The sequence below is a fragment of the Sphingobium sp. genome (assembly GCF_033795625.1).
GTDB lineage: Bacteria > Pseudomonadota > Alphaproteobacteria > Sphingomonadales > Sphingomonadaceae > Sphingobium.
This window is the reverse complement of sequence record NZ_JARYGI010000009.1, coordinates 54,372-79,034: the sequence shown is the minus strand read 5'-3', so window position 1 is coordinate 79,034 and position 24,663 is coordinate 54,372. Positions and strand designations below refer to the sequence as shown.

At 63.4% G+C, this 24,663-nt stretch carries 21 protein-coding genes and 1 pseudogene; 11 read left to right on the top strand and 11 right to left on the bottom strand.

Going from position 1 to position 24,663, the window contains the following annotated elements; translation table 11 throughout:
- The first annotated feature begins 3 nt into the window (after positions 1-3).
- The 7 genes and pseudogenes from QHC67_RS06710 (at position 4) to QHC67_RS06680 (ending at position 9,062) form a co-directional block, all read left to right on the top strand.
- Positions 4-1,423, top strand: a pseudogene (locus QHC67_RS06710) (bifunctional enoyl-CoA hydratase/phosphate acetyltransferase).
- Entirely contained in the window at positions 1,420-2,616 is a 1,197-nt protein-coding gene (locus QHC67_RS06705) for an acetate/propionate family kinase (protein WP_031308703.1), read from the top strand. Before QHC67_RS06710 ends, QHC67_RS06705 begins: the two are co-directional and overlap by 4 nt.
- 447 nt (positions 2,617-3,063) lie before the next feature.
- A complete protein-coding gene (locus QHC67_RS06700) occupies positions 3,064-4,542 on the top strand; it encodes a multicopper oxidase family protein (protein WP_319292576.1) in 1,479 nt (492 codons plus the stop codon).
- A gap of 467 nt (positions 4,543-5,009) precedes the next feature.
- The gene (locus tag QHC67_RS06695) at positions 5,010-6,542 is read left to right on the top strand and encodes a PAS domain S-box protein (protein WP_088181988.1); all 1,533 of its coding nucleotides are present in this window, start codon (positions 5,010-5,012) and stop codon (positions 6,540-6,542) included.
- Positions 6,532-7,158 carry a response regulator transcription factor gene (locus tag QHC67_RS06690; protein ID WP_031308706.1) on the top strand — a complete coding sequence of 209 codons (627 nt, stop codon included), beginning with the start codon at positions 6,532-6,534 and terminating at the stop codon, positions 7,156-7,158. Before QHC67_RS06695 ends, QHC67_RS06690 begins: the two co-directional genes overlap by 11 nt.
- 46 nt (positions 7,159-7,204) lie before the next feature.
- On the top strand, positions 7,205-7,672 hold the full coding sequence (locus QHC67_RS06685) for a response regulator (RefSeq protein ID WP_309298561.1): 468 nt from the start codon (positions 7,205-7,207) through the stop codon (positions 7,670-7,672).
- 226 nt (positions 7,673-7,898) lie between these two features.
- A complete protein-coding gene (locus QHC67_RS06680; protein ID WP_161633892.1) occupies positions 7,899-9,062 on the top strand; it encodes an MFS transporter in 1,164 nt (387 codons plus the stop codon).
- A gap of 52 nt (positions 9,063-9,114) precedes the next feature.
- On the opposite strand, the gene QHC67_RS06675 is transcribed toward QHC67_RS06680, so the two are convergent.
- The 7 genes from QHC67_RS06675 to QHC67_RS06645 form a co-directional block, all read right to left on the bottom strand.
- Positions 9,115-9,540 (bottom strand): DUF6691 family protein, encoded by a 426-nt coding sequence (locus QHC67_RS06675; RefSeq protein WP_031308708.1) that lies wholly within the window; start codon positions 9,538-9,540, stop codon positions 9,115-9,117.
- Positions 9,537-9,974 (bottom strand): YeeE/YedE family protein, encoded by a 438-nt coding sequence (locus QHC67_RS06670; protein WP_024018485.1) that lies wholly within the window; start codon positions 9,972-9,974, stop codon positions 9,537-9,539. Before QHC67_RS06670 ends, QHC67_RS06675 begins: the two co-directional genes overlap by 4 nt.
- A 35-nt stretch (positions 9,975-10,009) precedes the next feature.
- A complete protein-coding gene (locus QHC67_RS06665; RefSeq protein WP_130752805.1) occupies positions 10,010-10,504 on the bottom strand; it encodes a hypothetical protein in 495 nt (164 codons plus the stop codon).
- A gap of 312 nt (positions 10,505-10,816) precedes the next feature.
- Complete coding sequence (locus QHC67_RS06660; protein WP_024018487.1) at positions 10,817-11,266, bottom strand: four-helix bundle copper-binding protein; 450 nt, start codon at positions 11,264-11,266, stop codon at positions 10,817-10,819.
- Positions 11,267-11,314: 48 nt separating this feature from the next.
- The gene (locus tag QHC67_RS06655; RefSeq protein ID WP_370569401.1) at positions 11,315-12,205 is read right to left on the bottom strand and encodes a copper resistance protein B; all 891 of its coding nucleotides are present in this window, start codon (positions 12,203-12,205) and stop codon (positions 11,315-11,317) included.
- 44 nt (positions 12,206-12,249) lie between these two features.
- Positions 12,250-13,968 (bottom strand): copper resistance system multicopper oxidase, encoded by a 1,719-nt coding sequence (locus QHC67_RS06650; protein ID WP_031308709.1) that lies wholly within the window; start codon positions 13,966-13,968, stop codon positions 12,250-12,252.
- 225 nt (positions 13,969-14,193) lie between these two features.
- Positions 14,194-14,556 carry a hypothetical protein gene (locus tag QHC67_RS06645; RefSeq protein ID WP_024018490.1) on the bottom strand — a complete coding sequence of 121 codons (363 nt, stop codon included), beginning with the start codon at positions 14,554-14,556 and terminating at the stop codon, positions 14,194-14,196.
- Between the two features lie 213 nt (positions 14,557-14,769).
- Between QHC67_RS06645 and QHC67_RS06640 the strand changes: the two genes are divergently transcribed.
- The 4 genes from QHC67_RS06640 (at position 14,770) to QHC67_RS06625 (ending at position 20,306) form a co-directional block, all read left to right on the top strand.
- Positions 14,770-15,993, top strand: a complete 1,224-nt coding sequence (locus QHC67_RS06640; protein WP_024018491.1) for a retropepsin-like aspartic protease — start codon at positions 14,770-14,772, stop codon at positions 15,991-15,993.
- Between the two features lie 226 nt (positions 15,994-16,219).
- A complete protein-coding gene (locus QHC67_RS06635; RefSeq protein WP_024018492.1) occupies positions 16,220-17,740 on the top strand; it encodes an aldehyde dehydrogenase family protein in 1,521 nt (506 codons plus the stop codon).
- 57 nt (positions 17,741-17,797) lie between these two features.
- Positions 17,798-18,835, top strand: a complete 1,038-nt coding sequence (gene adhP, locus QHC67_RS06630) for an alcohol dehydrogenase AdhP (RefSeq protein WP_024018493.1) — start codon at positions 17,798-17,800, stop codon at positions 18,833-18,835.
- 181 nt (positions 18,836-19,016) lie between these two features.
- Positions 19,017-20,306 carry a glycoside hydrolase family 130 protein gene (locus QHC67_RS06625; RefSeq protein WP_024018494.1) on the top strand — a complete coding sequence of 430 codons (1,290 nt, stop codon included), beginning with the start codon at positions 19,017-19,019 and terminating at the stop codon, positions 20,304-20,306.
- A 100-nt stretch (positions 20,307-20,406) separates the two neighbouring features.
- Here the strand turns inward: QHC67_RS06625 and QHC67_RS06620 are convergent, their stop codons facing one another.
- The 4 genes from QHC67_RS06620 to gnd form a co-directional block, all read right to left on the bottom strand.
- Positions 20,407-21,174: an HAD-IIB family hydrolase gene (locus tag QHC67_RS06620; RefSeq protein ID WP_024018495.1), complete on the bottom strand. Its 768-nt coding sequence runs from the start codon at positions 21,172-21,174 to the stop codon at positions 20,407-20,409.
- Between the two features lie 202 nt (positions 21,175-21,376).
- Positions 21,377-22,192, bottom strand: a complete 816-nt coding sequence (locus tag QHC67_RS06615; protein WP_024018496.1) for a Cof-type HAD-IIB family hydrolase — start codon at positions 22,190-22,192, stop codon at positions 21,377-21,379.
- On the bottom strand, positions 22,189-23,619 hold the full coding sequence (zwf, locus tag QHC67_RS06610) for a glucose-6-phosphate dehydrogenase (protein ID WP_024018497.1): 1,431 nt from the start codon (positions 23,617-23,619) through the stop codon (positions 22,189-22,191). Before zwf ends, QHC67_RS06615 begins: the two co-directional genes overlap by 4 nt.
- The gene (gene gnd / locus QHC67_RS06605) at positions 23,616-24,629 is read right to left on the bottom strand and encodes a phosphogluconate dehydrogenase (NAD(+)-dependent, decarboxylating) (RefSeq protein WP_119750000.1); all 1,014 of its coding nucleotides are present in this window, start codon (positions 24,627-24,629) and stop codon (positions 23,616-23,618) included. The genes zwf and gnd overlap by 4 nt, the downstream gene beginning before the upstream one ends.
- Between the last annotated feature and the right edge of the window lie 34 nt (positions 24,630-24,663).

Genomic DNA, 24,663 nt, shown 5'->3' with positions numbered 1-24,663 from the left:
GCAATGGGCAGCCTCAAAATGATCGAGAACCGGACCTTCGACGAGATCGTCGTGGGTGAGACGGCGAGCGTCACGCGGACCTTGGGCGAGCAGGACATTCAGCTGTTCGCCCTGGTTTCGGGCGACGTCAATCCGGCCCATCTCGATGCCGAATATGCCGCCGGCGACATGTTCGGGCGGGTGATCGCGCACGGCCTATGGGGTGGTGGTCTGATCTCGGCCGTGCTCGGCACGCAGCTCCCTGGGCCGGGCGCGATCTATCTGAGCCAGAGCCTTCGGTTCAAGCGACCCGTAGGGTTGGGGGATACGATTGTCGCGTCGGTCACGGTACGCGAGAAGCGCGCCAAGCATCATATCGTCGTCTTCGACTGTTGCTGCATCAACCAGGCCGGCGAGGAGGTGATCAACGGCGAGGCTGAGGTCAAAGCGCCAACCGAGAAAGTAAGGCGCCCGCGCATGGCGCTGCCCGATATCCAGCTCTCGGATCATGACGGCTTCCGCCGGCTGATCGAGATGACGAGAAGCGTCGAGCCCGTTCCCACGGCGATCGCACATCCCTGCACCACCGCCGCGATCCTGGCTGCGGCAGCCGCTGCCGAAGCCGGCCTGATCGTGCCGATCCTGATCGGCCCCGAGGCTCGCATCCGTGTGGCTGCCAAGGACGCCGGCAAGGATATCGGTGCCCTCCGCCTGATCGACGTGCCCCACAGCCATGCCGCCGCGGCGCGTGCGGTCGAACTGGTCCGCTCGGGCGAAGCACTGCTGCTGATGAAGGGATCGCTGCACACCGACGAACTTATGGGTGCTGTCGTTCCGGCTGCGACGGGCCTGCGAACCGAGCGCCGCATCAGTCATGCCTATCTGCTGGACGTCCCCGGGCATCCGGCGCCGCTCATCATCACCGACGCGGCGATCAACATCGATCCGAGCCTGGAAGACAAGGCCGATATCATCCGCAATGCGATCGACCTCGCGCATGTCATCGGCATCGCCTGTCCGAAGGTCGCGATCTTGTCTGCCGTGGAGACGGTCAATCCGGCGATCCGCTCGACGCTCGATGCGGCCGCCTTGTGCAAGATGGCCGATCGCGGACAGATCGTCGGCGGCGTCCTTGACGGTCCGCTCGCCTTCGACAACGCGATCAGCGAGAAGGCGGCAAAGGACAAGGGCATCGTCTCCCCCGTTGCAGGGCGCGCCGAAGTCCTCGTCGTTCCCAATCTGGAAGCCGGCAATATGCTTGCCAAGCAGCTGACCTTTCTCGGCGGCGCGGACGCGGCCGGCGTGGTGCTGGGCGCGCGGGTACCCATCATTCTCACCAGCCGGGCGGATTCGCTCCGCACCAGCGTAGCGTCATGCGCAATCGCGCTGTTGCTGGCGGGCCGCCCCCAGAGCCACGCCCGGCCCGATAGCGAAGCCGGCATGAAGGCGATCGTCAGTCTCAATGCCGGCTCGTCGAGCATCAAGTTCGCGCTCTATCGCTTGTCGGGCGGACAGCTCGACTTCGATGCGGGCGGCAAGATCGAGGGTATCGGCACTAGCCCCCGGCTCGTCGCGCGCGACGCGGGCAGCGAGACCATCGTGGAAAAGACGTGGCCGGGCGGGGACGCACTCTCGCACGAGAATCTGCTCGAGGACCTCTTTGCCTGGGCGGCAACCCAATTGGGAGACCGCAAGGTCGCCGCGATCGGCCATCGTATCGTCCATGGCGGCGTGCGCTTCGCCGCGCCGCAGATCATCGATGATACTTTGCTGGATGCGCTCGATGCCTTGATCCCATTGGCGCCGCTCCATCAGCCGCATAACCTCGCCGCGGTCCGGGCCTTGCGCCTGCTGGCGCCTTTGCTGCCGCAGATCGCCTGCTTCGATACCGCGTTTCACCATGGCATGCCGCCGTTGGCGACGCGCCTGCCGATTCCGCGCGCTTTTCACGGCCAGGGCGTGCGCCGGTATGGCTTTCACGGTTTGTCCTATGAATACATTGCGGGCCGCCTTCGCGAGATCGACCCTGCTCTGGCCGCAGGCCGCGTCATCGCCGCGCACCTAGGCAACGGTGCGAGCATGTGCGCAATGCGTGCCGGGGCGAGCGTCGATACGACGATGGGCTTCACGGCGCTTGACGGATTGATGATGGGCACGCGCTCGGGCGCGATCGACCCCGGCGTGGTGCTTCATCTTCAGACTCAGGTCGGTATGGCCGCACAGGCGGTGGAGACGTTGCTCTATGAGCAGTCGGGCTTACTCGGTGTGTCCGGGATTTCAGGCGATATGCGTACGTTGCATGCAAGCGACGCGCCGGAAGCGAAGGAGGCGGTCGCCCTTTTCGTCCAGCAAGCTGGCCGTCAGGCCGCCGCTCTCATTCCCGCGCTCGGCGGTCTCGACGGTCTCGTCTTCACCGCCGGCATTGGCGAGAATGATTCAGAGATTAGGGCTGCGATTTGCGAGCGCTTAGCTTGGACTGGCGTCATTCTTGATCTCGACGCAAATGCATCGAATGCGCCTGTCATCAGCGCGCCAGATAGCAGAGTGATCGTGCGGATCGTTCCCACTGATGAGGAGCGCGTGATCGCCGATCATACGGTCGCTCTTATCAATCGCCATGGAAGGGGGCGGCGGTGAGGCCGCGTGTTGATCCTTCGGTCACGCACCGGCGGAGCAGTGTATCACCGCGGGTGATCCGGCACTATGAGAAGATCGCCCTGATGCGAACCAGGCTTCGCAGCGATAACGGGTTATCGCGACTGTTCGTTTCCCGCCCACCAGTTGCCATTTTATCGCGCGATCGCTCGCGATCTCGGTTTTCCTATCGTGGAGATCGCGGATCTCGTCTCCCTCTCCCTTTGGAGCGATTTCGAGCGCTCCAGGCCGAGGTCATGTCGCTTGCCCATCACGCGCGCCGAACAGCTGTCAGGCTCGCAAGCTCCAGACGACGCGCGTGCCGCTGCTCGATCTCGCGGATCGATGCGGTGGTGACGACCGGTCGGGATGCCCGATCCTCGATCAGCTGGTGGCTCGCTGAATTCGCATTTAGCAAAGCAGGCGCTCCGCGCCAACCAGGAGGCGGTCATGATGTTACTGAACCGGCGGACGTTGCTGGCGAGCGGGGGTCTGCTCCTGGCGGCGGCGTGTACGCGAAAATTCGGTTCGCCCGAGCGTGCCGGGACGCTTCCGATCCCGCGCCTGGTCGACGCGCGCCAACACGGCCAGCTGATCAACCTGAGAGCACAGGAAGGCGAGACCACGTTCTTCCCTGGCCGGCGAAGCGCCACGCTCGGGTACAATGGTAGCTATCTCGGCCCGACGCTGCGGGTTCACCGCGGCGACGATGTGACGATGACCGTCGGCAACAGCCTGTCGGCTGACACAACGGTTCACTGGCACGGGCTGCTCGTGCCGGGCGAACTGGACGGTAGCCCGCACCAGCTGATCGCTCCCGGTGCGACCTGGCGTCCTACGCTGCCGATCCGCCAGCCGGCGGCGACCCTCTTCTATCACTCGCATGCGCATGGGTTGACGGGTGAGCAAGTCTATTCGGGGCTCGCGGGCATGCTGGTTGTGACGGATGAGGAAGAGCAGGGCCTTGGACTGCCGTCGGACTATGGCGTTGATGATCTGCCCGTCCTGATTCAGGACCGGCAATTCGAGGATGGCCGGCTGGTCATGCCGACCGGCATGATGGTTGCTTCGCAGGGCCGCCGTGGCAACACGATTCTGGTCAATGGCGCACCCACGCCTCGGGCCGATGTTCCGGACCGCCTGGTGCGGTTGCGGCTCGTGAACGGTTCGAACGCCCGCATCTATGAGCTTTCGTTCAGCGATGACCGGACGTTTCATTGGATCGGCACCGAGGGCGGTCTCCTGGCGAGGTCCGTCGAACTGCAGGCCCTCACCCTGGCACCCGGCCAGCGTGCCGAGATATTGGTAAGCTTCGCCGATGGCAAGCCGGTCGCTCTGGTCACCGCTCAAGATGCGAGCGCGTCGATGATGGGGATGATGGGAGGTATGGGAATGATGGGCGACCATCACGACGATGAAGACGACGCTTCAACGACGGAGACGGTGCTGACCTTCTCACCGCGCCCGGGCTTGGGCGGGCGGGCCGCAGCCGCTGTACCACTGCTCCTGGCGGCACGCACCGTACCAGATCCTGAAGCGGCCGTAAGGCGCCGGCGCTTCGTGCTCAATATGTCGATGGGCGGTATGATGGACAGCGATGACGGCGCATACGCGATCAACGACAGGCCGTTCGACATTGATCGCATCGACGAGGAAGTCGGTCTCGGGGACGTCGAGATATGGAAAGTCTCCGGGAAGAAGATGGCGCATCCCTTCCATATCCACGGCGTGCATTTCGACGTGCTACGCCGCGATGGCGACGACCCGGACCTTCTCGATCAGGGGCCTCGCGATACGATCGTCGTGAAGGAGGCGGTAGAATTGTTGGTCGGGTTCGACCAGCCGGCCACCAAAGCACCTTTTATGTATCACTGCCATATCCTGGAACATGAGGATGAAGGCATGATGGGGCAATTCACGGTCGGTTGATTCAATCCGGGTGCGTCGCCCAAAGCCTGCCAGGAGCGGGTGCATCTCACGGACGCGGCCAACGCCGGTGGCCCCTGTCGCTCGGACGGCAACGCCTGGCCGTGCCACTCTCGTCCAGCGACATCTTCGTGACAGCATGAACTCTCCAGGCGCTGCCGTTTTAGGCTCGTCAATATCGCTTGACCCAGGACTATGGTCCAAGGTCCACAATGATGATCTTGGCGCAGCCCGATAGCTCGGACGCCGTGACCGGGGAAACGGAGCGTGAGGGGTAACCGCTGCTCCTGCGTATAGAGTTATGGGGAGCCACGCTTGATGTCTCGTTTCGAAAGCCAACGCCGATTTTCGCTCGCCGGGTGCATGGTGGGAACGATGGCAGAAACCCTGCCTCCGACGGCTGTCGGCGCCTGTCCGCAAATCCATTCTAACCTTGTTTGACTGTGGATGACGGGGAGATGGATGGGGGCATGATTGAGAGCCAAAAGGCGAATGGCCTCGATCCCGATTCGGGCACGATCATTCAGGTAGTGAAGAGCGCGCCAAATTACGCCGTCTATGCGCTTGACCCTAAGGGCCTCGTGACAGTTTGGACCGCCGGCTGTGAAGAAATTACGGGATGGGCCAGCTCCGATGCGATCGGGAAACACCATTCGTTCCTGTATTGCGCGGAAGATATCGCGGCGGGCGTTGCGGATAGGCACCTCGCGCAGGTGGAGCAGCTTGGCCGGGTCGAGCAAGAGTCTTGGCGCGTTCGGAAAAACGGGTCGGAGTTCCTCGCCCATCTGACGACGACGGCGCTCCACGATGAGGCCGGCCAGCTGAGCGGCTATGGCAAGATCCTGCGCGACACGACCGATGAAGCCGCGACCAAGGAAGCGATCGTTGCCCGCGAGCAGCATCTCCAGTCGATCCTGGATACAGTTCCCGATGCCATGGTCATCATCGATGAGCGCGGGCTGATAACGTCCTTCAGCGCCGCGGCCGAGCGCTTGTTCGGATATTCGGAAGCAGAGGTGCTCGGCGCCAATGTGAGCAGCCTCATGCCGTCCCCGGACCGTGAACGGCATGATTCCTATATCGGCCGATATCTGTCGACGAGCGAACGGCGGATCATCGGTATTGGCAGGATCGTCGTTGGCCAACGGCGGGACGGTACCACCTTTCCGATGGAACTCTCGATCGGAGAGGCCGGTCACCGTGGCCACCGCGTCTTCACGGGCTTCATTCACGACCTGACAGAAAGCGACCGCAACGAACTGCAGCTCAAGGAGCTGCAAGCCGAATTGATTCACGTCTCGCGCCTCAGCGCGATGGGCACGATGGCGTCGACGCTGGCCCATGAGTTGAACCAGCCGCTTACCGCGATCGCCAATTATCTGGAAACGACGCGCGACCTGCTTGTCGATCCCGATGCCGAGACCGTCGCGATCGTGCGCGACGCGCTCGACGAGGCAGCTAAGGAGTCCCACCGCGCGGGGCATATCGTCCGAAGACTTCGTGATTTCGTGGCGCGAGGGGAGACCGAGAAGCGGATCGAGGATTTGCCGCGGCTGATTGAGGAAGCCGCTGCTCTCGGCCTTGTCGGCGCCCGTGAACGAGGCGTTCGCAGTTTTTTCGATTTTGATCCGGCGGCCTCGCCGGTGCTCGCCGATCGCATACAGGTTCAGCAGGTCCTCGTGAATCTGATCCGCAATGCGGTCGAGGCGATGGCGCAGGTCGCCATTCGCGACCTCACGATCACGACGCGGCGGCGGCCGAAGGCAATGGTTCAGGTGTCCGTGGCGGACACGGGCCCAGGCATATCCGAGCAGGTCGCGCCCCAACTTTTCGAAGCCTTTGTGAGCAGCAAGACCGACGGCATGGGCCTTGGCCTTTCGATCTGTCGAACGATCATCGAAGCCCATGGCGGCCGGATCTGGACCGACGGCGCGCCGAACGGAGGCGCTGCTTTTCATTTCACCTTGATGCAGGCCCGCCCGGAGGATGAGCATGACGCCTAAACGTATTGTCCATTTGGTCGATGACGAAGAATCCATCCGCAAGTCGGCCGGCTTCATGCTGAAGACATCGGGATTCGCCGTCCAGACCTATGCCTCCGGCATTGCGTTTCTGAAAGCCGTCAAGACCGCTGAGCCGGGATGCATTCTGCTTGACGTTCGCATGCCCGGCATGGACGGGCTCGAGGTCCAGGAGGTGCTTGCAGAGCGTGGTGTCACCATGCCGGTGATCGTTTTGACCGGGCATGGCGATGTCGGGATCGCGGTTCGCGTCATGAAGGCAGGGGCGGTCGATTTCCTGGAGAAGCCGTTCGAGAAGACCGCGCTCCTGGCCTCGATCGGCGTGGCTTTCTCGAGGCTCGATAAGTCCGACGCGCGGTCGCTTCGAGAGGCGGAGGCGAGGGTGCGGGTCGCCGTGCTCACGCCTCGCGAACGAGAGGTTCTCATCGGCCTCGCCAACGGCTTTCCCAACAAGACCATCGCCTATGATCTCGACATATCGACTCGAACGGTGGAAGTTCATCGGGCGAACCTCATGACCAAGCTCGAAGTGCATAGCCTGTCGGACGCGCTGAGGATCGCGTTTTCGGCCGGATTGGGCGATGCGCCGGAATCGTGAGCTTGGGATCACTACGTAGCGACGGCCTCCTGTTCATTTGCGATGCATGCCCAGGATCCGAGGGTGGATCAGCGAAGAGGCAGCATCGTCGGTCATGGGCGTTATCGATCACCAAACGAGCGAGAAAGCGGCCCTGATCCTGTTGTCTGACGACGATGTCTCGGTACGCAGGTCCCTTCATCTCTTGTTGCGGTCCCGCGGCTTTGGCGTCCTGTCCTATGCGAGTGGCACTGCCTTGCTGCTCGATCCGCAAACGCAATCGGGCGATTGCCTCGTGGTCGATTATCTTATGCCGGACATCGACGGCATTTCGATCCTGAGGAAGCTTCGGTCGGCGGGCTGGTGTGGGCCGGCGATCCTGATCACGGCGCATTACGCCGATAAGCTCGCCGAAAGCGCGCAGGAAGCGGGCTTTGCCGCTGTGCTCGAGAAACCTCTGCGCGATGGTGTGCTGGTACAGACCATCGGCGAAGTAATCTCCGCCGGGCGGAAAGTTGGCAGCGATCACTGCTAGGGAAATGGAATATCGCGCCGTGATCGGAACCTCTGCGACATCCTCGCACCTTCCCGGGACCGGCGCTCGTCCCACAAGGCATTTTCTCCGCCGCCTTCTGATGGTGGATATGCGCGCGATTCCGCGTGCGATCTTCTTCGCGGGCGCGCCCGGCCCTGGTGACTGCAAGGGCGGGGCCAGCGCGATCCGGGTATTCATGGCCGGGTCGTAGCATATGGAGGCGAGCTTGCCCGCCACGGTCATCGAAGCGGCGCGCGATCGGGGCGAACTTGGCTTCGTCGTTCTTCTCTTCGCGGCCACGGCGGTTGCCCTGGGTAATAGCGTCGTCCTGCCATTCCTGCCAGAAATGGTGGGTCAAATGTCTCCGGACGCGAGTGCCCTCGCGAGAGGGCGCCTTGTCGTCGCCCTGGTCACGGTTTCCCAGATCGCAGGGTGTCTCTCGGCGCCGTTATGGGGCTGGATTTCCGACCGGTGGAAACGGTGGCCGATCCTGGTCGTGGGGCTGTTGGGTTTCAGCCTGACAATGGCGTTGTATTCCGCGGTCGGATTCGAGCGACTCTATGTTTTGCGGTTGCTCAATGGCGTGTTTGCGGCGGCCGTCGTGCCGACGGCATTTGCGATGGTCGCCGATCGTTCACCAGATCTGGTTCGGCGAGCGCGTCAGTTCACCTGGCTGAACGCCCTGGTCTTCGCGGGCGACCTGACCGGCCCGCTCCTTGGAGAAATTTCGGTGGCGCTCGGAGCAACGTCGCCATTCCTGGCGCCAGCTGCATTGAGCGCGATCGCCATGCCCGGTCTTCTTCTGGTTTCACGGGAAAGTGCCACTGGTCCGGTCGGCAGCGTTCCACGCCCGAAAGCGCGTGAGGCGCTTGTCCCGCTGCTCCTGATCTCGGCCATTGCGTCCGGGTGCCTCACCGTTCTGCATCTGACGTTGTCGCTTGGATCGGGCGCGCGGGATCTGTTCCGCGAGAACGTCTCGATGCTGTTCGCTCTGTGCGGTGCAGCGATGCTGGTGGCGCAGCTCGTCCCGTTCACAGGGCGCAGAGTCACGGTCGGCGCGGCCTGGCTGTTGCGGCCAATGCTCGCCGGGCTGGCCGCCGCATTGATCATTGCCGTCTTCGCCCGGACCTTGTGGGTGCTCGTGCCTGTATTTCTGCTCGCCGGCTGGAGCACCGCGACGCTGAAGCTGCTCACCAATTATCTGACGTCGAAAGCGTCTCCGGGCACGCAGGGTTCGGGCCTTGCGCTCCAGTACGCGGCGGTGAGCGCCAGTCAGGCTGCGGCGTCGATCGTCACTGGATGGGCAAGCGCGTCGGAGCATTTGATGCTGTGGCTTGCCGCTGCCGCCGCGTTGGCGGTCACGGCGATGACGTTACGGTTGAAAGATTGAGGCGCCTCTCGTTCGCTCCGTCGTCAAAGTACATCAAAGGGCCGGCTCCGATTCAGATCTTCGGGCGATCGATGAAGCGGTGCACCGCGAACCCTGCCAGCATCGCGATCACGAAGGGCGCGGCAAGCGTCGGGCGGATGGCAAGGTCCGCAATCGCCGGACCGGGGCAGAGGCCGGCAATTCCCCAGCCGATCCCGAAGATTGCACTACCGCCGATCAGGCGCGCGGTGATCTCGCGGGCATCCGGCAGCGAGAAGCGGCTGTCGGCAAGTGGCGTCTCCATCCGCCGCCGGATCACCCAGGCCAAGGCCATCGGGGCGATGGCGCCTCCCATCACGAAAGCAAGCGTAGGGTCCCAGCGGCCTCCGAACAGATCGAGGAAGGCACGCACGCGGGTCGGATCTGACATGCCGGAACAGGCGAGTCCTGCGCCAAACAGGAGCCCGGCAATGAGTGCGATAGGGATGCGGACCCTCACCACGAAACGCCTAGCACGCGCATCACCGCGACGGTCGCGAAGCCAAAGCTCACGAAGCTCAAAGTTGCTACGATCGATCGCGCTGACAGGCGGGAGAGGCCACACACGCCGTGGCCGCTGGTACAGCCGCTGCCCATCCGGGTACCGAAGCCGACCAGCAGCCCGCCGATCAGGACCACCGCCGGCGAGGATGGAAAACGGGCAATTACCGGACCTGAGATCAGGTTCACGATCCCCGCTCCGAACGGCAGGCCGACAATGAAAGCCGCAGCGATGCTCCAGGGCGGGCCAGTCTGTGAGAGGGCGAAGGCACGCGCGGCGAGGCCGCTCACGCCCGCTATCCGGCCGAGGCCGAGCAACATGATCGCGCACGCCAATCCGATCAATATTCCGCCCGTCAAGGCAGCGAGCGGCGTGGCGTTGGTCCAGTCCATCAGAGCATATCCAGCGGCAACCTCAATGGCGCCATTCAGGCTGTGGCGTCCATCGCCATCGCTTGAGCCTGGCGGTCGGCAGGGTTGATGCGTTGGTGTGCCGCCGTCGCAGCACTGGCCGTCGCGACAGTTACGTTCGCGTTGAAAAGCTGAGGGGCTTCAGGAACGCTCTGTCGGCCAAGGGCGGTCAGGTCGTGATGGACCAGTACGCTGGCCGGCTTGTACCGAATGGCTGGGACCGCCTCATTTTCTCCACGTTCACCCGCTGCGGCGGCTGCGGATGTTGCGCGACGGCTCTGGGCCATTTCCGGGTCTTGCCCTTCGCAAAGGCAGGCGCGTTCAGCACAAGGCTGGCTTCCCCGGTCGCCTCGCTCACGAAGTTGGTCCCGCCGTATTCCCACCAGCAAATGCTGATAATTCTCGACGAAGCGTCGGTGGATCAAGCGCGCCTCGGGGCAATTCGCCGCCGCTGCCTGTGACCGGTGGGCGCGCACGCGCCGTAGCAAGTAAGGAATATCGCACTCGTTCATGACCGCCTCCATGCATTGAAAGTCGCAATTGGGTCGCGCCGGGTCTCTACGGAAATATACGAATGCTTCTCGTGCTTATGCCGGCTCGGATGCGGCGCCCTATGAGTGCGGGACGGATATGCCAGATGCTGTTGCGCCAGAACGCAAAGCGCCGGGAAGTTGTTGCTGGCTCAGACGGGTGGCCTGGGGCCGGCAAACATGCGGTCCGCAGCGGAAATCTGGCACGATCGTGCCCGCGGCTGATTGGCCGGTCGCGTGGCTTGCGGAATGAACGTCGGGTGCGGATCCGGAGGCAAGCGGTGACCGGCCAGATCACATTCCCATACTGGCCATTTCCTTGCAGCTCGCCGCGCAATCCCTGCAGGTCTGGGCGCAGGCCTGCATGCGGGCGTCGCCGGAGATCTTCGCGCAATCGCGCGCGCAGGCTTCGCACATCCGGGCACAGGCGTCGCACAACAGGGCATGCTGCGGCGATCGGCGCAGCATGGAATTGGCGGTTGTCTGGCAGAGCTCCGCGCAGTCCAGAAGCAAAGCGATGTGCGTCGCCTCGATATGAGCCGGTGCGCCTTGCTCGGTGCAGTATCGCGCGGTTTCCAGGCACATGCGGTGCGATGCGATACAGCTGTCGACGCACTCGTCGAGCGTCATCATGCCGTCACCACGCTTCCTTGGCGCCGCGATGGCCGGGCCTGCCGCGGCGACAGCCCCGGTAAGCGCCGCGAAGGTGAGTCCCGAACCGATGACGGCGCGACGATCAAGCATGATTTGGTCCTTTCCAAAAAGTTTAGCCGCTGCGGTTCAGCGCGCGTCTCACCACCAGATCCGTAAGCCAGCCACAAACCGGTGTTCGGTGGGATTTTCGCCAGCAAGGCGACGAAAATCCGCCGTCTCACCAAAGGAGCGCTCCCATACAAAGCCGACATAGGGAGCGACTTTTCGGTGAATCTCGTAGCGCATCCGCAAGCCGAGCTCGAGGTTGCTCAGGCCTCCGCCGAGCCCGCGCTCGGGAGCCGCCTTGCTGTAGGCGTTCGATTCCAGCTGCGGTACGAGGATGAGGCGGTTGGTGAGCAGCACGTCATAGGATGCCTTCAGACGTGCCGCGAGACGGCCATCGTCTCCAACGTAGCCGGTCAGCTGGACATCGAACCAATAGGGGGCCAGGCCCTCGATCCCCCCGGCGATCCAGCGATGGGCTCCCGGGCCGATGTCCTGACGCACGCCAAGGATCGTTCCCCAAAACGGGCGCTGTCCGTGCCACCAGAACGCCTCGACCGAGGATTCCGGATCAAGCCGCTCACCGGATTGTTTCAGGCCCTGGCTCCGCAGCAAGAGTTTGTCGTTGTCCGGGCCATTGGTAATCTGACCCGACCAGCTGATGCCTTGGCCTTGCTTGTTCGTGAGGAACTCGAGCTCATCCACGAGCACCTTGGCCACCGAAATTTTGTCGGCCATCTCATAGCCGGGCAGCGTCGAATTCCTGTAGCCGTCGGAATAAGCGTCCGGGTCGCGCGCATCGGCGCCGGGCTTTCCGCCACTCATGTCCATGCCGGGCATGTTCATCGGGGGCGCGCTGCTGCCATCTTTTTGCTGGTCGCCCATCTGCATATCCGGCGGCATGGCCTGATCATTGGAGCTGGCGGCCTCGGCGTTGCCCGCGGGTTTCACCTGCTGGCTGAGCGCGGGTTCGGTGATGGTGGTCATCGCGAGCCCGGTGAGAGCCAGCAACCAAGTTGAGCGCGAGCTTGTCATGCCACGACCACCTCGCGGAACATGCCCGCCGCCATGTGGTAGAGAAGGTGGCAGTGAAAGGCCCACCGGCCCATCGCGTCGGCCGTCACGCGAAAGGCCACGCGCTGGGCCGGTTGCACCGAAATGGTGTGCTTGCGGACCTGGAACTGTCCGTCGGGCGATTCAAGATCGCTCCACATCCCGTGCAGGTGCATCGGGTGGGTCATCATCGTATCGTTGACGAGGATGATCCTGAGCCGTTCGTTCGGGGTGAAATGCAGGGGCTTCGAATCGTTGAGCTTCACGCCGTCGAATGCCCACACGAAGCGTTCCATGTTGCCGGTCAGATGGAGTTCGATCTCGCGCTGCGGTTCGCGGGGGTCTGCCGCCGGCCCTGCTGTCTTCAGATCCGCATAGGTCAGGGTCCGGCGCCCATTGCGCCGCAGCCCGACGCCGGGATCATCGAGATTGGTACGCGGAAAGTCGACGCGCATGTCGGTATTGGCACCATATTCGGTACGCGCATGGCGGGCTTTGGGTGTCGTCTCGACCATGCCATGGTCGTGACCGGCCGGTCCCATCCCCGCCATCCCGGCCATCCCACCCATCATGTCGATCGGATCGAGCCAGGAGCGCGGATCGACCGGGGGAATGTCCGCGCTCATGCCGTCACGCGGCGCGAGCACGCCGTGGACAAAGCCGGTGCGATCCATGGACTGGGCGAAGATCGCATAGGCCTTGTCGTCCGCGATGGTCGCGATGACGTCGTAGGTTTCACCGGGTCCGATCCGGAATTCATCCACGTCGACCGGCTCGACGGGTTGTCCGTCGGCGGCGACGACCGTGAGCATCAGGCCGGGAATCCGAACGTCGAAATAGGTGGCGGTTCCGGCGCCGATAAAGCGCAGGCGAACCCTTTCGCCCTTGCTCGCGATGCCCGTCCAGTGCCTGGCGGAGGGCGCGCCGTTCAGGAGATAGGTGTAGGTGGCGGCGGACACGTCGCTCAGATCGGTCGGATTCATGCGCGCCTTGTTCCACATCGCGCGCTTCGACAAAGCACCGCCCAGCCCGAGCTTGCCGGCATCGCGCGCAAAATCGCCGGCGGTCGGCTGCGCGAAATTATAATAGCTGCTCATCTTCTTCAGGTTCAGATAGACCTGAAGCGGAGCCTCGTCCGTCCAGTCGCTGAGCATGACCGTATAGTCGCGGTCGGCGGCGAGGGGCGTCTCGCTCTTCGATTCGATGATCATCGGGCCATAAAGGCCCGTCTGCTCCGCCAATGTATGAGCATGGTACCAGAAGGTGCCGCTCTGCTTCACGACAAAGCGGTAGGTAAAGGTTTCGCCCGGCGCTATTCCGCCAAAGCTGATCCCTGGCACGCCATCCATGTCCGTCGGCAGGATCAGGCCATGCCAATGGATGCTGGTCATTTCATCCAGACTGTTCTTGACCCTGATCGTTACAGCGTCGCCTTCGCGCAGCCTGATCAGCGGGCCCGGCACGCTCCCGTTGACGGCCGTGGCGACGCTCGCTTTTCCGGAATAGTTGACCGTGACCCGGCTGATGTCGAGATCGATCTCGGTGCCGCTCAGCACGTCCGGCGTCTTCACCGCCGGTGCCGCGAGCGCGTGCGCGGGCCAACCCAGCGTGGCAAGGGCTGTCGCGAGCAAAAGACCTTGCACGAAGCCTCGGCGACCGGTGGTCGTATCGGCAAGCGGGGGAAGTAGAGTCCGCATCAATTTGAACTTTCGGAACCAGACCTGAAGAGACGCCGCGGAGCCGATTGCCCCGCGGGGGCATGGTCGCAGAGACGGCCGACCGGGCAGGCGGGGTCAGGGGCGCATGAAACCCGGCCGAGGAAGTGAAAGGCGCGCAGGATCAGCGTCCGGTGGAGACATCCGTATCTGCCGGACCCTCGCATCTGTCTCGCCAACGCTGTCGGCCCTTCACTTCCGCGCTTCCTACATGTCGTCGCTCATCGGCGTGGCGGGCATGCTGGCGGCGGGCGGCGCCTGGTCCGGCTTCGCTTTGGGCGCCATCGGCATCTTGTCCTTGCACCCGGCCGCCCCGCCACATCCCATCTGCATGCCGCCCGACGCGTTCACGCCCATCTGATGGTCGTGCATCATCTCGTCATGCATCTGTCTCGCGCCATGCTTCATCCCTGCCTGATGGGCCTGATGCGCCTCGTGGTTCTGGTGCTTGACGACTTTTGCCGGCACCGGCGGGGCCTCATCCGCCCAAGCCTGCGTCGCCGAGAGCGCGACAAGCGCAGCGATGGCGGGGACGATCAGGCCAGCTTTGCTACGGAAAATATTCTGCATGACTTGGCTCCTCGAAGAATTGGACGTGGGGACCGCAAGATTTCGATCCGTTTGAAGATGCCAGCAGAAGTGCCGTTCGAGCCGTTCGGGAAATATACGTTTTGTTACGGATGCCTGCCGCCGGCGCAGCATGCGAACGATCATGCCGGGCAATGAGACCGCCTGTGCGGCGTCGATCGAACGGGGCGGTTTTCCAGAAGCAGGCAGGGCAGATTGGAAAACGACGCGGACGCTTATCACAGGATGCATCGCCGGACGCTTCTCGCCCGCGGCCTGTCCGCCGCGTCGCTCCTGGGCGCCTCGTCGGCTGGCTTCCCTCTGACGTCTCTCGCCCGCGCAGGCGATGGGTGGGGTTCCTTTGCCTGGACGTCAGCGGAGATCGCGATGGGCGATACGCTGATGGTCTCGGCAGAGGTGGCCGGCAGTCCCGTCCGCGCCATTCTAGACAGCGGAAGCGCCGCTTCGATCATCAATACGCGCCTGGTGGAGAGTCTGGATATCGCCCCATCCGGGAAACGGATCATTCGCGGCACCGGTGGCCGCGTCGAGGTCACCGAGATCAGCGACGTTGCCCTCACCGTCGCCGACGATCGCAGGCGCTTGCCGTTCGCCATCGTGAGCGACCTTGCGGCGATATCGTCCGCATTCGGGCGCCCGATCGATCTGGTCCTGGGGGAGGACATCTTGGCGGGGCGCTGTGTCGCCCTCGACTTCACGCAGGACCGGATCGGCTTCGCCCCGACGGGGAGTTTTGCCGGCGGGAGCGGCTGGCGTCGCCTTCCTCTGACGCACGGGACTCGCAGCGAACTGCTGGTCACAGCGTCGATCGGGGGCGGGAGCCCCGTGCAACTCATTTTCGATCTCGGGAGCGCAAATGCGCTCATGCTCTCTACCCCCTTTGTCGCTGCGCAGGACCTCCTCGCCGGCAAGGCCCGGTCGACCGCGGCGCTGGGAAGCCTTGATGGGGTCCAGATTGTGACCGCCTTTGTTCTGGACGACATTGTTATCGGCGAAGTGCACATTGCCGGGGTGCCGGTGGCGGGGCTGGATCATTGGCAATCCGACAGCGCGGTGGGGAGCATCGGATTGCCGCTCATCGCGCAATTCGATGTGATCATGGATATCACTGCGGAAAGCCTGTGGCTGCGTCCGGCGCCGCCAAAACACAGGCTCCCGATGCTGAAAGACCGTTCAGGCTTCGGCCTGGCGGTTTCGCCTTCCGCCCTGACCGTCGCCCATGTCGCGGTCCATAGTCCGGCCGAGAAGAGCGGCTGGTCGGTCGGCGATCGGATCGTCCGTATCGACGGGCGGCCAATCAATGCAAGCTACACGCGTGGGCAGCTTTGGCGCTGGCGCTTCCTTCCTGCCGGCACCCACTTCAGGCTCGTCGACGGATCCGGTATCGTGCGGCTGCTGACGCTCGCAGATTATTACTGACGTTGACGCCCGTGTCGGCGTTCGGTCGCGACGCACGGCTTCTTGTTGCCGATCGACACCGCATCCAACCGGCCCCGGATTGCTCTATCAGCCGCTACGTAACAATCCCAATACTTCGCAAAGTCGTCATCTCGCACATCCGCAACGCAGCCCTCCTGCGAGGGAGAATATTGAGTCCGCGGTGCCGCACACCTGGGCGCCGGGCCATGTATAGCGGAGATGTTTCATGTTCCAGCAAGCGATCGACACCGTCCGGGCGAAGGGTCACGCACCGTCGCGTTATGGCAACTTCATCGGTGGACGATGGGTGGAGCCGATACGCGGCGAATATTTTACGGACCATAGTCCGATCAACGGCCGGCAGCTCGCCGAGATCGCGAAGTCTTCGCCAGAGGATGTGGAGGCAGCGCTGGATGCTGCCCACCGGGCGAAGGAGGGCTGGGCGCGCATGTGCCCCGCCGAGCGCGCAAGGATCCTCAATCGCGTGGCTGACCGGCTCGAGGACAATCTCGAGCTGCTCGCGCTGGCCGAGACCATGGACAACGGGAAGCCGATCCGGGAGACCCGCGCCGCCGATGTGCCGCTGGCCATCGATCACTTCCGCTATTTCGCCGGCTGCGTCCGCGCGGAGGAAGGGTCGATCTCGACAATCGACGAGAAGACGATCGCCTATCATTTCCGCGAGCCGCTGGGCGTCGTCGGACAGATCATTCCGTGGAATTTCCCGCTGCTGATGGCGGCCTGGAAGATTGCCCCGGCGCTCGCGGCCGGCAACTGCACGGTCATCAAGCCCGCCTCGCAGACGCCGCTTTCGCTGCTGCTGTTCGCCGAGCTGACCGCCGATATCCTGCCGCCGGGGGTGGTCAATATCGTGACCGGACCGGGTGGGTCGGTCGGACGCGCGATCGCGGCCAATCCGCGGATTGCGAAAGTGTCCTTCACCGGCGAAACGACGACCGGCCGGCAGATCATGGGCTATGCCGCCGAGCACCTGATCCCGCAGACGATGGAGCTGGGCGGAAAGTCCCCGAACATCTTCCTGGCGGACGTCATGAACGAGGACGACAATTTCCTCGACAAGGCGCTGGAAGGCTTCGCCCTGTTCGCGTTCAACAAGGGTGAGGTCTGCACCTGCCCCTCGCGCGCGCTGGTCCACGAATCGATCTTCGACCGGTTTGTCGAAAGGGCGGTCGCGCGCGTCGCGGCGATCCGGGTCGGCGACCCGCTCGATCCGCTCACGCAGATGGGCGCGCAGGCGTCGGAGGACCAGCTCCACAAGATCCTGGGCTATATCGACATCGGCAAGCAGGAAGGCGCCGAGTGCCTGACGGGGGGGCAGCGCGCCCGTCCGGGAGGCGAGCTCGACGACGGCTTCTTCGTCGAGCCCACCGTGTTTGTCGGCAACAACAAGATGCGGATCTTCCAGGAGGAGATTTTCGGGCCGGTCCTGTCGGTGACCCCGTTCAAGACGATCGAGGACGCGATCTCGATCGCCAACGACACCATCTACGGATTGGGCGCCGGTGTGTGGACCCGTAACGGCAATCATGCCTATCGGCTGGGCCGCGCGATCGAGGCCGGTCGGGTGTGGACCAACTGCTATCATGCCTATCCCGCGCACGCGGCGTTCGGAGGATATAAGGCCTCCGGGTTCGGGCGTGAAAACCACAAGATGATGCTCGACCACTATCAGCAGACCAAGAATCTGCTGGTCAGCTACGACGAGACGGCCCTCGGCCTCTTTTGACCCGGCTCACCCAGGCCGCGGCCAATCCGCGCGGCCGCCTCTGCAAGGAACACCACGATGAACAAGACCATGAAAGCTGCGGTCGTACGCGAATTTGGCCAACCGCTGGTGATCGAGGAAGTGCCGGTCACGATGCCTGGCCCGGGCCAGATCCTGGTGAAGATCGCGGCGACCGGCGTTTGTCATACAGACCTTCACGCGGCCGAGGGGGACTGGCCGGTCAAGCCCAATCCACCGTTCATTCCCGGCCATGAGGGTGTCGGTCATGTGGTCGCGGTGGGTAGCGGCGTGACCTATGTGAAGGAGGGCGACCGTGTCGGCGTCCCCTGGCTCTACACCGCCTGCGGGCACTGTGTTCATTGCCTCGGCGGATGGGAAACGCTCTGCGAGGCCCAGCAGAATACCGGCTATTCGGTGAATGGCAGTTTTGCCGAATATGTTCTCGCCGATCCCAACTATGTCGGTCACCTGCCGGCCAATATCGGGTTCATCGACATCGCCCCGATCCTGTGCGCCGGCGTGACGGTCTACAAGGGGCTGAAGGTCACGGACACACGGCCCGGCAATTGGGTGGCGATCTCGGGCATCGGCGGTCTCGGGCATATGGCCGTGCAATATGCCAAGGCGATGGGGCTCAATGTCGTGGCCGTCGATATCGACGACGCCAAGCTCGCGCTCGCGGAGCGACTGGGCGCAGATCTCTCCGTCAACGCGCGCAACGTCGACCCCGCGGCATTCATCAAGAAGGAGATCGGGGGCGCCCATGGCGCACTTGTCACCGCCGTGTCGCCGATCGCATTCAAGCAGGCACTCGGCATGGTCAGGCGGGGCGGCACGGTGGCGTTGAACGGGCTTCCGCCAGGCGACTTTCCGCTGTCGATCTTCGACACGGTCCTCAACGGGATCACCGTTCGCGGCTCCATTGTCGGCACTCGCCTCGATCTGCAGGAAGCCCTTGATTTTGCCGCCGAGGGCAAGGTTCACGCGACCGTCACGACGGACACGCTGGAGAATATCAACGACATCTTCGCGCGCATGCATCATGGCGAAATCGAAGGCCGGATCGTGATCGACTTCGAGGGCGGCGCCCAGTGACGGCGCGCTCGCTCAAAGCCTGCGCGGAACAACCGCTCTCGCATCGAGTTAGCCTCGGCTCTCGACGTCGGCGGGTCACGTGCCGCGACCCCGGGGCGAGTTTTCTCGTACCGTGGGACCGGCACAAAGCGGTCATAGATCTCCTTGGTCGCGGCAGCGCCCTGGGTGGAGACCGGCCGGCATGACCGAACGCGCCAAGCTCACCTTTTACGACCGCGTGCTTCGACCCGATCCATCACGCACTGTCGTCCGGCCATTTGAGCCGAGTTACCCCAGAGGCTTCGACGACGGTCCATCCCGCACGCAGGAGACAGTCGACCTGATCATGGGTCTCGACGAGGCTGAGTTGGCCCGCCAGTTGAAAGGCGTGACGCTGTCGCTGGACGAGAACCATCGTGATGTTGATGCCATGCTGCTTCGCCAATTCGACGATATCGCCGGTCGGATTAAAGGCGCTGATCGGACGAACGCTGCGCAACGACGATTGATCGGTGCCTATTGCAGCGAGGAATTTGCATATGAGGCGGCCGCCTTGTTCAATCCAAGCGCGGTACTCCATCCCGACCAGTCGGGTCTTGCCGAAGGCACCATCCGTTTCGTGATCTCGTTGCGGGGAATTGGCGAGGGACATGTGTCGTCCGTGACGTTCCGCACTGGCACCTGGACGCCGGGAGGAGCGCTCGTCGTCGATGATGCCAGTCCGACATCGGTAGCGCCCCTTATCGATACCTGTCCGAGAGGTGAGGGCGTAGCGGCGCGCCTTTGCTGCGCTGGTGGCAGGTCGATTTCGGAGACCGTGCTGTTCCCGGTACTGCCAAGCCAAACGCAAGGCATCGAAGATACGCGCCTCGTCCGCTTCTGCGAAGATGACGGCAGCATGATCTATCATGGAACCTATACCGCGTTCGGCGGGGGCCAAGTGCGATCGGAATTGCTGACGACGTCCGATTTTCGGTCGTTCGACATGCGCGTTCTGAGCGGTCGCGCCTCGAGCGGAAAGGGTATGGCCCTCTTTCCGCGGCGCATCGCGGGCAAGTACGCAATGCTTGGGCGTCAGGACAGCAAGAACATCTGGCTACATTTTTCCGATGAGCTGCTGAACTGGGAAGGGGGCGAAAAGCTCATTACGCCAAAGTTCCCCTGGGAATTCGTGCAGGTGGGAAATTGCGGGTCGCCGATCGAGCTCGACGAAGGCTGGCTGGTGATGACCCACGGTGTCGGCACGGTGCGAAACTACTGCATCGGCGCGTGTCTGCTCGACAAAAACGACCCATCGAAGCTGCTGGCCCGCACGCCGCGCCCGGTGCTCTTCCCCAGTCCCCACGAGCGAGACGGTTACGTGCCCAACGTCGTCTACAGTTGCGGTGCGATTGTTCAGGGTCGGACGATGTTGCTCCCTTATGGCGTGGCGGACAGCTTTACTGCCTTCGCTACGGCATCGATCGACAATCTCCTCGATGTGATGGAGTAGGTCACTTTGGCTCACAGGGAATAGTCGGCCGCCGGGTGGAGAATTCTTGTTCCGGCCGGCGTGAGACGCGCCCGGGCGGCGGGTCATCTCGCACCTGTGGTTATTGCTCGGCCAGAGCGGGATCAGGCGCGAGGCAAGCGAGGATTGCCATGATCGCGGTTCGGGTCTCCGCCACGTCTCGCACGGGGATTACGTCGATTCCGGCTGCGCGAACGGGATCGTCATTGCCACCGGGATAGATCGCGTCCCCCATGAACAGCATGGCCGACTGCGGAATGCCGGATTCCTCGGAAAGACGGCGCATTCCGTAGGCCTTGTCGATACCTTGGCGAGTAATGTCGATGGAGGTTGATCCTCCCACGTTGACGGACAATTCCGGCAGTCGTGATCGAAGCGCCGCCTGCAGTGCCTTGCGCTTGGCGAAGTCGGGATCCCACGCTTTCTTTGCATCGAGCGGCGCCTCCTGTCCAAGTCCAGAGAAAGTAATCTGGCTTCCGCGGTCCTCGATCCGCTCGCCCCATATCTTCTCGTGCGCCAGGTCCATCTCGTCCAGAGCCTGTTCAAACGCGCGCAGAATGCGCTGGCGTTCGTCGGGGTCGAACACATCAGCATAGACTGGTTTCCAGCTGCTCTCGAAACGGTAGAGTTTGGTGCCCGTCGTCGGCATAATGAAGAGCTGCCGGAGGTTGGCACTGCTCGGCAGCAGCGACACGACTTGCGCTTCGAACTGCGGCCAGTCGCCACCGGAGATAACCGCGACGCCGACGAGATCGAGCAGCGCGGCAAGCAACTCGACCATATTCTGGTCGATCGGCTGCTTGCTTTCAGCCAGCGTGCCGTCGAGATCGAAGGCGAAAAGTCGCTTCATCGGTGGACTCCAATCAGGGTGCGGTCGCTCGGCAGGTAGGCGGCGCTAAGGCACGATCGCCGGCTCTGGTGGATCTCCGAACGCGATGCGCCTTTCCAAGATGCCGCAGCGGATCCGCCTTTGGCCCGGCTCGTGCGGCGCTGCACATTTTTTGCGCGCCACCTCGTCGCGCACATCGATGGCGCGACCGACAATGGCTGGATCATCTCGCAGCCTCCGTCTGGATGATATTGTCTATCGCCTGGGCAGCGCCGTCCTCCTCGTTCGACACAGTCACCTGGTCAGCGGCTGAGCGGACCGCGTCGGGACCCTGTCCCATCGCAATTGAGAGGCCAGCGCGCGCGAACATTGGAAGGTCATTGCGCTCGTCCCCCAAGACGGCAACGTTGGCGAGCGGCACTCCGATCGCGGCTGCCAGGGCGGCGACGCCATCACCTTTGTTGGCCTGGGCGGCGGTAATGTCGAGATAGTAAGGCTGTGAACGGCCGACAGTCGCAGAGCGTCCGAGCGCTGCCGCGATATCGCCGTCAAGTCGCGCGAGGAGTGCTTGGTCGTTGCTGACGCCGACGATCTTGTCAGTGTGTGCGAGCAATCCCGCGAAGTTGTCCCTGATTATCGGCTCGATGTTTGCCGCGCGGCGCTCGCGCGGAACGTACACATCGTCGGCCGCGCGTGCGTACCAGAGGCCGCCCGTGAACAGCCAGGGCGTGACGGCTGGGTGCTCGAGCAGGGCGAGCGTCCGCGCGGCGCACTCGGGATCGAGTTGGTCGGCCGAGATGACAGCCCCATCCGTCTCGACGATCGTGCCGCCATTGAAAGCGCCGATGACGCCCGGGAGTTCCAGCCGTCTCGCGATCCAAAGCATGCCGCTGGGCGGGCGAGCACTGATCAGGCTCACCGCAATACCAGCTGCTCTGGCGCGTCCAACTGCAGAGATGACGCCTTCGGAGAGGCTTTTGTCCTGGCGGACGAGCGTGCCATCTATATCGGAGACGATCAGGCGAATAGGGCTGCTCATCCCAGGTGATGCCAGCGTCGATGCGAGCGGTGCATCAGCGCATCCGCACTTTCTGGGCCGGCGCTGCCTGCGGCATAGTCCTCGGGAGTGCCCTGCGTCCACAGATCGAGGAGCGGCTGCACAGCGCGCCAGCCACCTTCGATTTGCGCGGCGCGCTGAAACAGCGTCTGGTCGCCGGATTGCACGTCATACAGCAAAGTTTCGTAGCCGGTCTGGTGGCCAACGTCGAAATGGTCACGGTAGCGGAAATCCATTGCCACTGGCGCAGTGTTCACGACGAGCCCAGGCCGCTTGACCACAAACTCGAGGCTGATGCCCTCGTCGGGCTGGATTTGCACCACAAGACGGTTGGGGGGCAGCCGGTCCACCACCGTCTCCTGGAAAAGCGCCAGCGGCACGTCGCGGAATTGGACGACGATCTCGGTATCACGGGTCGCCAGCGCCTTCCCGGTGCGTAGATAAAAGGGCACGCCCGACCACCGCCATGTCTCTACGTGCAACTTGAGTGCGGCGAAGGTCTCCGTGCGGCTGGCAGGGTCCACGTCGGGCTCGTCGAGATAGGCGGGAACGGCCTTGCCAGCGACTGAGCCCGAGCAATAGCGCCCGCGAATGGCCTCGGCCGGGTCGATCGGCAGGATGGCGGCAATCACCTTCTCCTTCTCCGTGCGGATCGCATCGGCATCGAAGCTGATCGGGGGCTCCATCGCTATCATCGCCAGTAGCTGGAAGAGATGATTGGGAACCATGTCCCGCAATGCGCCGGTGGCGTCGTAGAATCTGCCGCGGGTGCCGACGGTCACTGCCTCGGCCGCCGTTATCTGGACATGGTCAACGTAGCGGTTGTTCCAGACGGCCTCCATCATGGTGTTGCCGAAGCGTGTGACCATGATGTTCTGCACGGTCTCCTTCCCAAGGAAATGATCGATCCGGTAGATCTGGGACTCGCTGGCGCGGGAAAGGATTTGCCGGTTCAGCGCCTGCGCGGAGACAAGGTCGGTCCCGAACGGTTTTTCGATCACGACGCGGCGGAAACCATCGGTCTCGGTGAGCAGTCCTGCATCGCCGAGCTGATTGACGACGGTCCCGAAGAAAGTCGGCGCGGTGGCGAGGTAGAATATCGCGTTGCCGGCGAGTTGGCGGCCGAGACCCTGATACATTGCCGGGTCGGCGAAATCGCCTTTCAAATAGCGGATACGACTGCGGAGCCATTGCCAGTTGGCATCGTCCTCCACGCCTTCGTCAAGCGCCGCGCGCAGCTGTTCGTCGTCGATGTCATGATGGCTGACACCGACGAGCGCCAAATCCTCCTTCAGCAAGTCGGCCCGAGCGAGGTTGACGAGCGCGGGTATCAGCAAGCGGCGGGCGAGGTCTCCGAGTGCGCCGAAGATAACGAAGGTGGCAGAGGGCGCAGTCGGAGCATCGCTCATTGCGGCATCTCGACATGGCCACCGAAGCCGAACCGCATCGCCGAGAGCAGCTTGTCGCCGAACGTTGTGTCGACGCGGCTGCGGTAGCGCGCGAACAGTGCCGCTGAGAGCACGTAGGCAGGGACTGCCTCCTCCATTGCCGCCTCGATCGTCCAGTGACCCTCGCCGGAATCCGCGACCTGGCCGGAGAATTGTTCCAGCATTTGGTCCTTCGCGAGCGCCGTTGCGGTCAGATCGAGCAACCACGAGGAGATGACGCTTCCGCGACGCCAAACTTCGGCGATGTCCGTCAGGTTGAGGTCGAAGCGCTCGTCTTCCGGCAGCTTGGCCGATGACTTGCCCTTCAGGATGTCGAACCCCTCAGCATAGGCCTGCATCAAGCCATATTCGATGCCGTTGTGCACCATCTTGACGAAATGGCCCGAGCCGGCGGGACCGGTGTGGATATAGCCCTTCTCGGCACGGGCATCCTCGTTGGGATCGCCGCGATCCGGCGTGCGTGCGATCGTCCCGAAGCCTGGTGCCAGGGCCTCGAAGAGAGGATCGAGACTGACGAGCGTCGCAGCATCGCCTCCGATCATCATGCAATAGCCTCGGTCGAGGCCCCACACGCCGCCTGAGGTGCCCACATCGACATAGTGGAGCCCCTTCATGGCGCACAGCTTCGCCCGGCGGATGTCGTCCTTGTAGAAGCTGTTGCCGCCGTCGATGATTATGTCGCCTGGGGAGGCGAGGCCCATCAGCGTCTCGATCGTGCTCTCCGTCGGCGGTCCGGCTGGCAGCATCACCCAGAAGATGCGCGGCCCCTCCAGCGTGGCTGCGACCTCCTCAAGCGAAGCGGCGGGGGTCGCGCCTTCGCCGGCCAGCATGGCCACCAGCGGCGGGTTCCGATCATAGGCGACGATCTCGTGACCGCCGCGCATCAGACGGCGCGCGATATTGGCACCCATCCTGCCGAGGCCGATCATCGCTATACGCATCTGCTCATGCCTCAGCTTTCTGTACGGCATCCATCGCCAACGGACCGATGGAGTCGGTCGCGGA

Bases quoted from the DNA above. Each gene is read 5' to 3' on its own strand.
- QHC67_RS06690 (WP_031308706.1), top strand. From the start codon at position 6,532: ATGACGCCTAAACGTATTGTCCATTTGGTCGATGACGAAGAATCCATC.
- QHC67_RS06660 (WP_024018487.1), bottom strand. From the start codon at position 11,266: ATGCTTGATCGTCGCGCCGTCATCGGTTCGGGACTCACCTTCGCGGCG.
- QHC67_RS06670 (WP_024018485.1), bottom strand. From the start codon at position 9,974: ATGGACTGGACCAACGCCACGCCGCTCGCTGCCTTGACGGGCGGAATA.
- QHC67_RS06655 (WP_370569401.1), bottom strand. From the start codon at position 12,205: ATGACCACCATCACCGAACCCGCGCTCAGCCAGCAGGTGAAACCCGCG.
- QHC67_RS06665 (WP_130752805.1), bottom strand. From the start codon at position 10,504: ATGAACGAGTGCGATATTCCTTACTTGCTACGGCGCGTGCGCGCCCAC.
- QHC67_RS06620 (WP_024018495.1), bottom strand. From the start codon at position 21,174: ATGAAGCGACTTTTCGCCTTCGATCTCGACGGCACGCTGGCTGAAAGC.
- adhP (WP_024018493.1), top strand. From the start codon at position 17,798: ATGAACAAGACCATGAAAGCTGCGGTCGTACGCGAATTTGGCCAACCG.
- QHC67_RS06645 (WP_024018490.1), bottom strand. From the start codon at position 14,556: ATGCAGAATATTTTCCGTAGCAAAGCTGGCCTGATCGTCCCCGCCATC.
- QHC67_RS06695 (WP_088181988.1), top strand. From the start codon at position 5,010: ATGATTGAGAGCCAAAAGGCGAATGGCCTCGATCCCGATTCGGGCACG.
- QHC67_RS06650 (WP_031308709.1), bottom strand. From the start codon at position 13,968: ATGCGGACTCTACTTCCCCCGCTTGCCGATACGACCACCGGTCGCCGA.
- QHC67_RS06625 (WP_024018494.1), top strand. From the start codon at position 19,017: ATGACCGAACGCGCCAAGCTCACCTTTTACGACCGCGTGCTTCGACCC.
- zwf (WP_024018497.1), bottom strand. From the start codon at position 23,619: ATGAGCGATGCTCCGACTGCGCCCTCTGCCACCTTCGTTATCTTCGGC.
- QHC67_RS06615 (WP_024018496.1), bottom strand. From the start codon at position 22,192: ATGAGCAGCCCTATTCGCCTGATCGTCTCCGATATAGATGGCACGCTC.
- QHC67_RS06685 (WP_309298561.1), top strand. From the start codon at position 7,205: ATGCCCAGGATCCGAGGGTGGATCAGCGAAGAGGCAGCATCGTCGGTC.
- QHC67_RS06700 (WP_319292576.1), top strand. From the start codon at position 3,064: ATGATGTTACTGAACCGGCGGACGTTGCTGGCGAGCGGGGGTCTGCTC.
- gnd (WP_119750000.1), bottom strand. From the start codon at position 24,629: ATGCCGTACAGAAAGCTGAGGCATGAGCAGATGCGTATAGCGATGATC.
- QHC67_RS06705 (WP_031308703.1), top strand. From the start codon at position 1,420: ATGAAGGCGATCGTCAGTCTCAATGCCGGCTCGTCGAGCATCAAGTTC.
- QHC67_RS06635 (WP_024018492.1), top strand. From the start codon at position 16,220: ATGTTCCAGCAAGCGATCGACACCGTCCGGGCGAAGGGTCACGCACCG.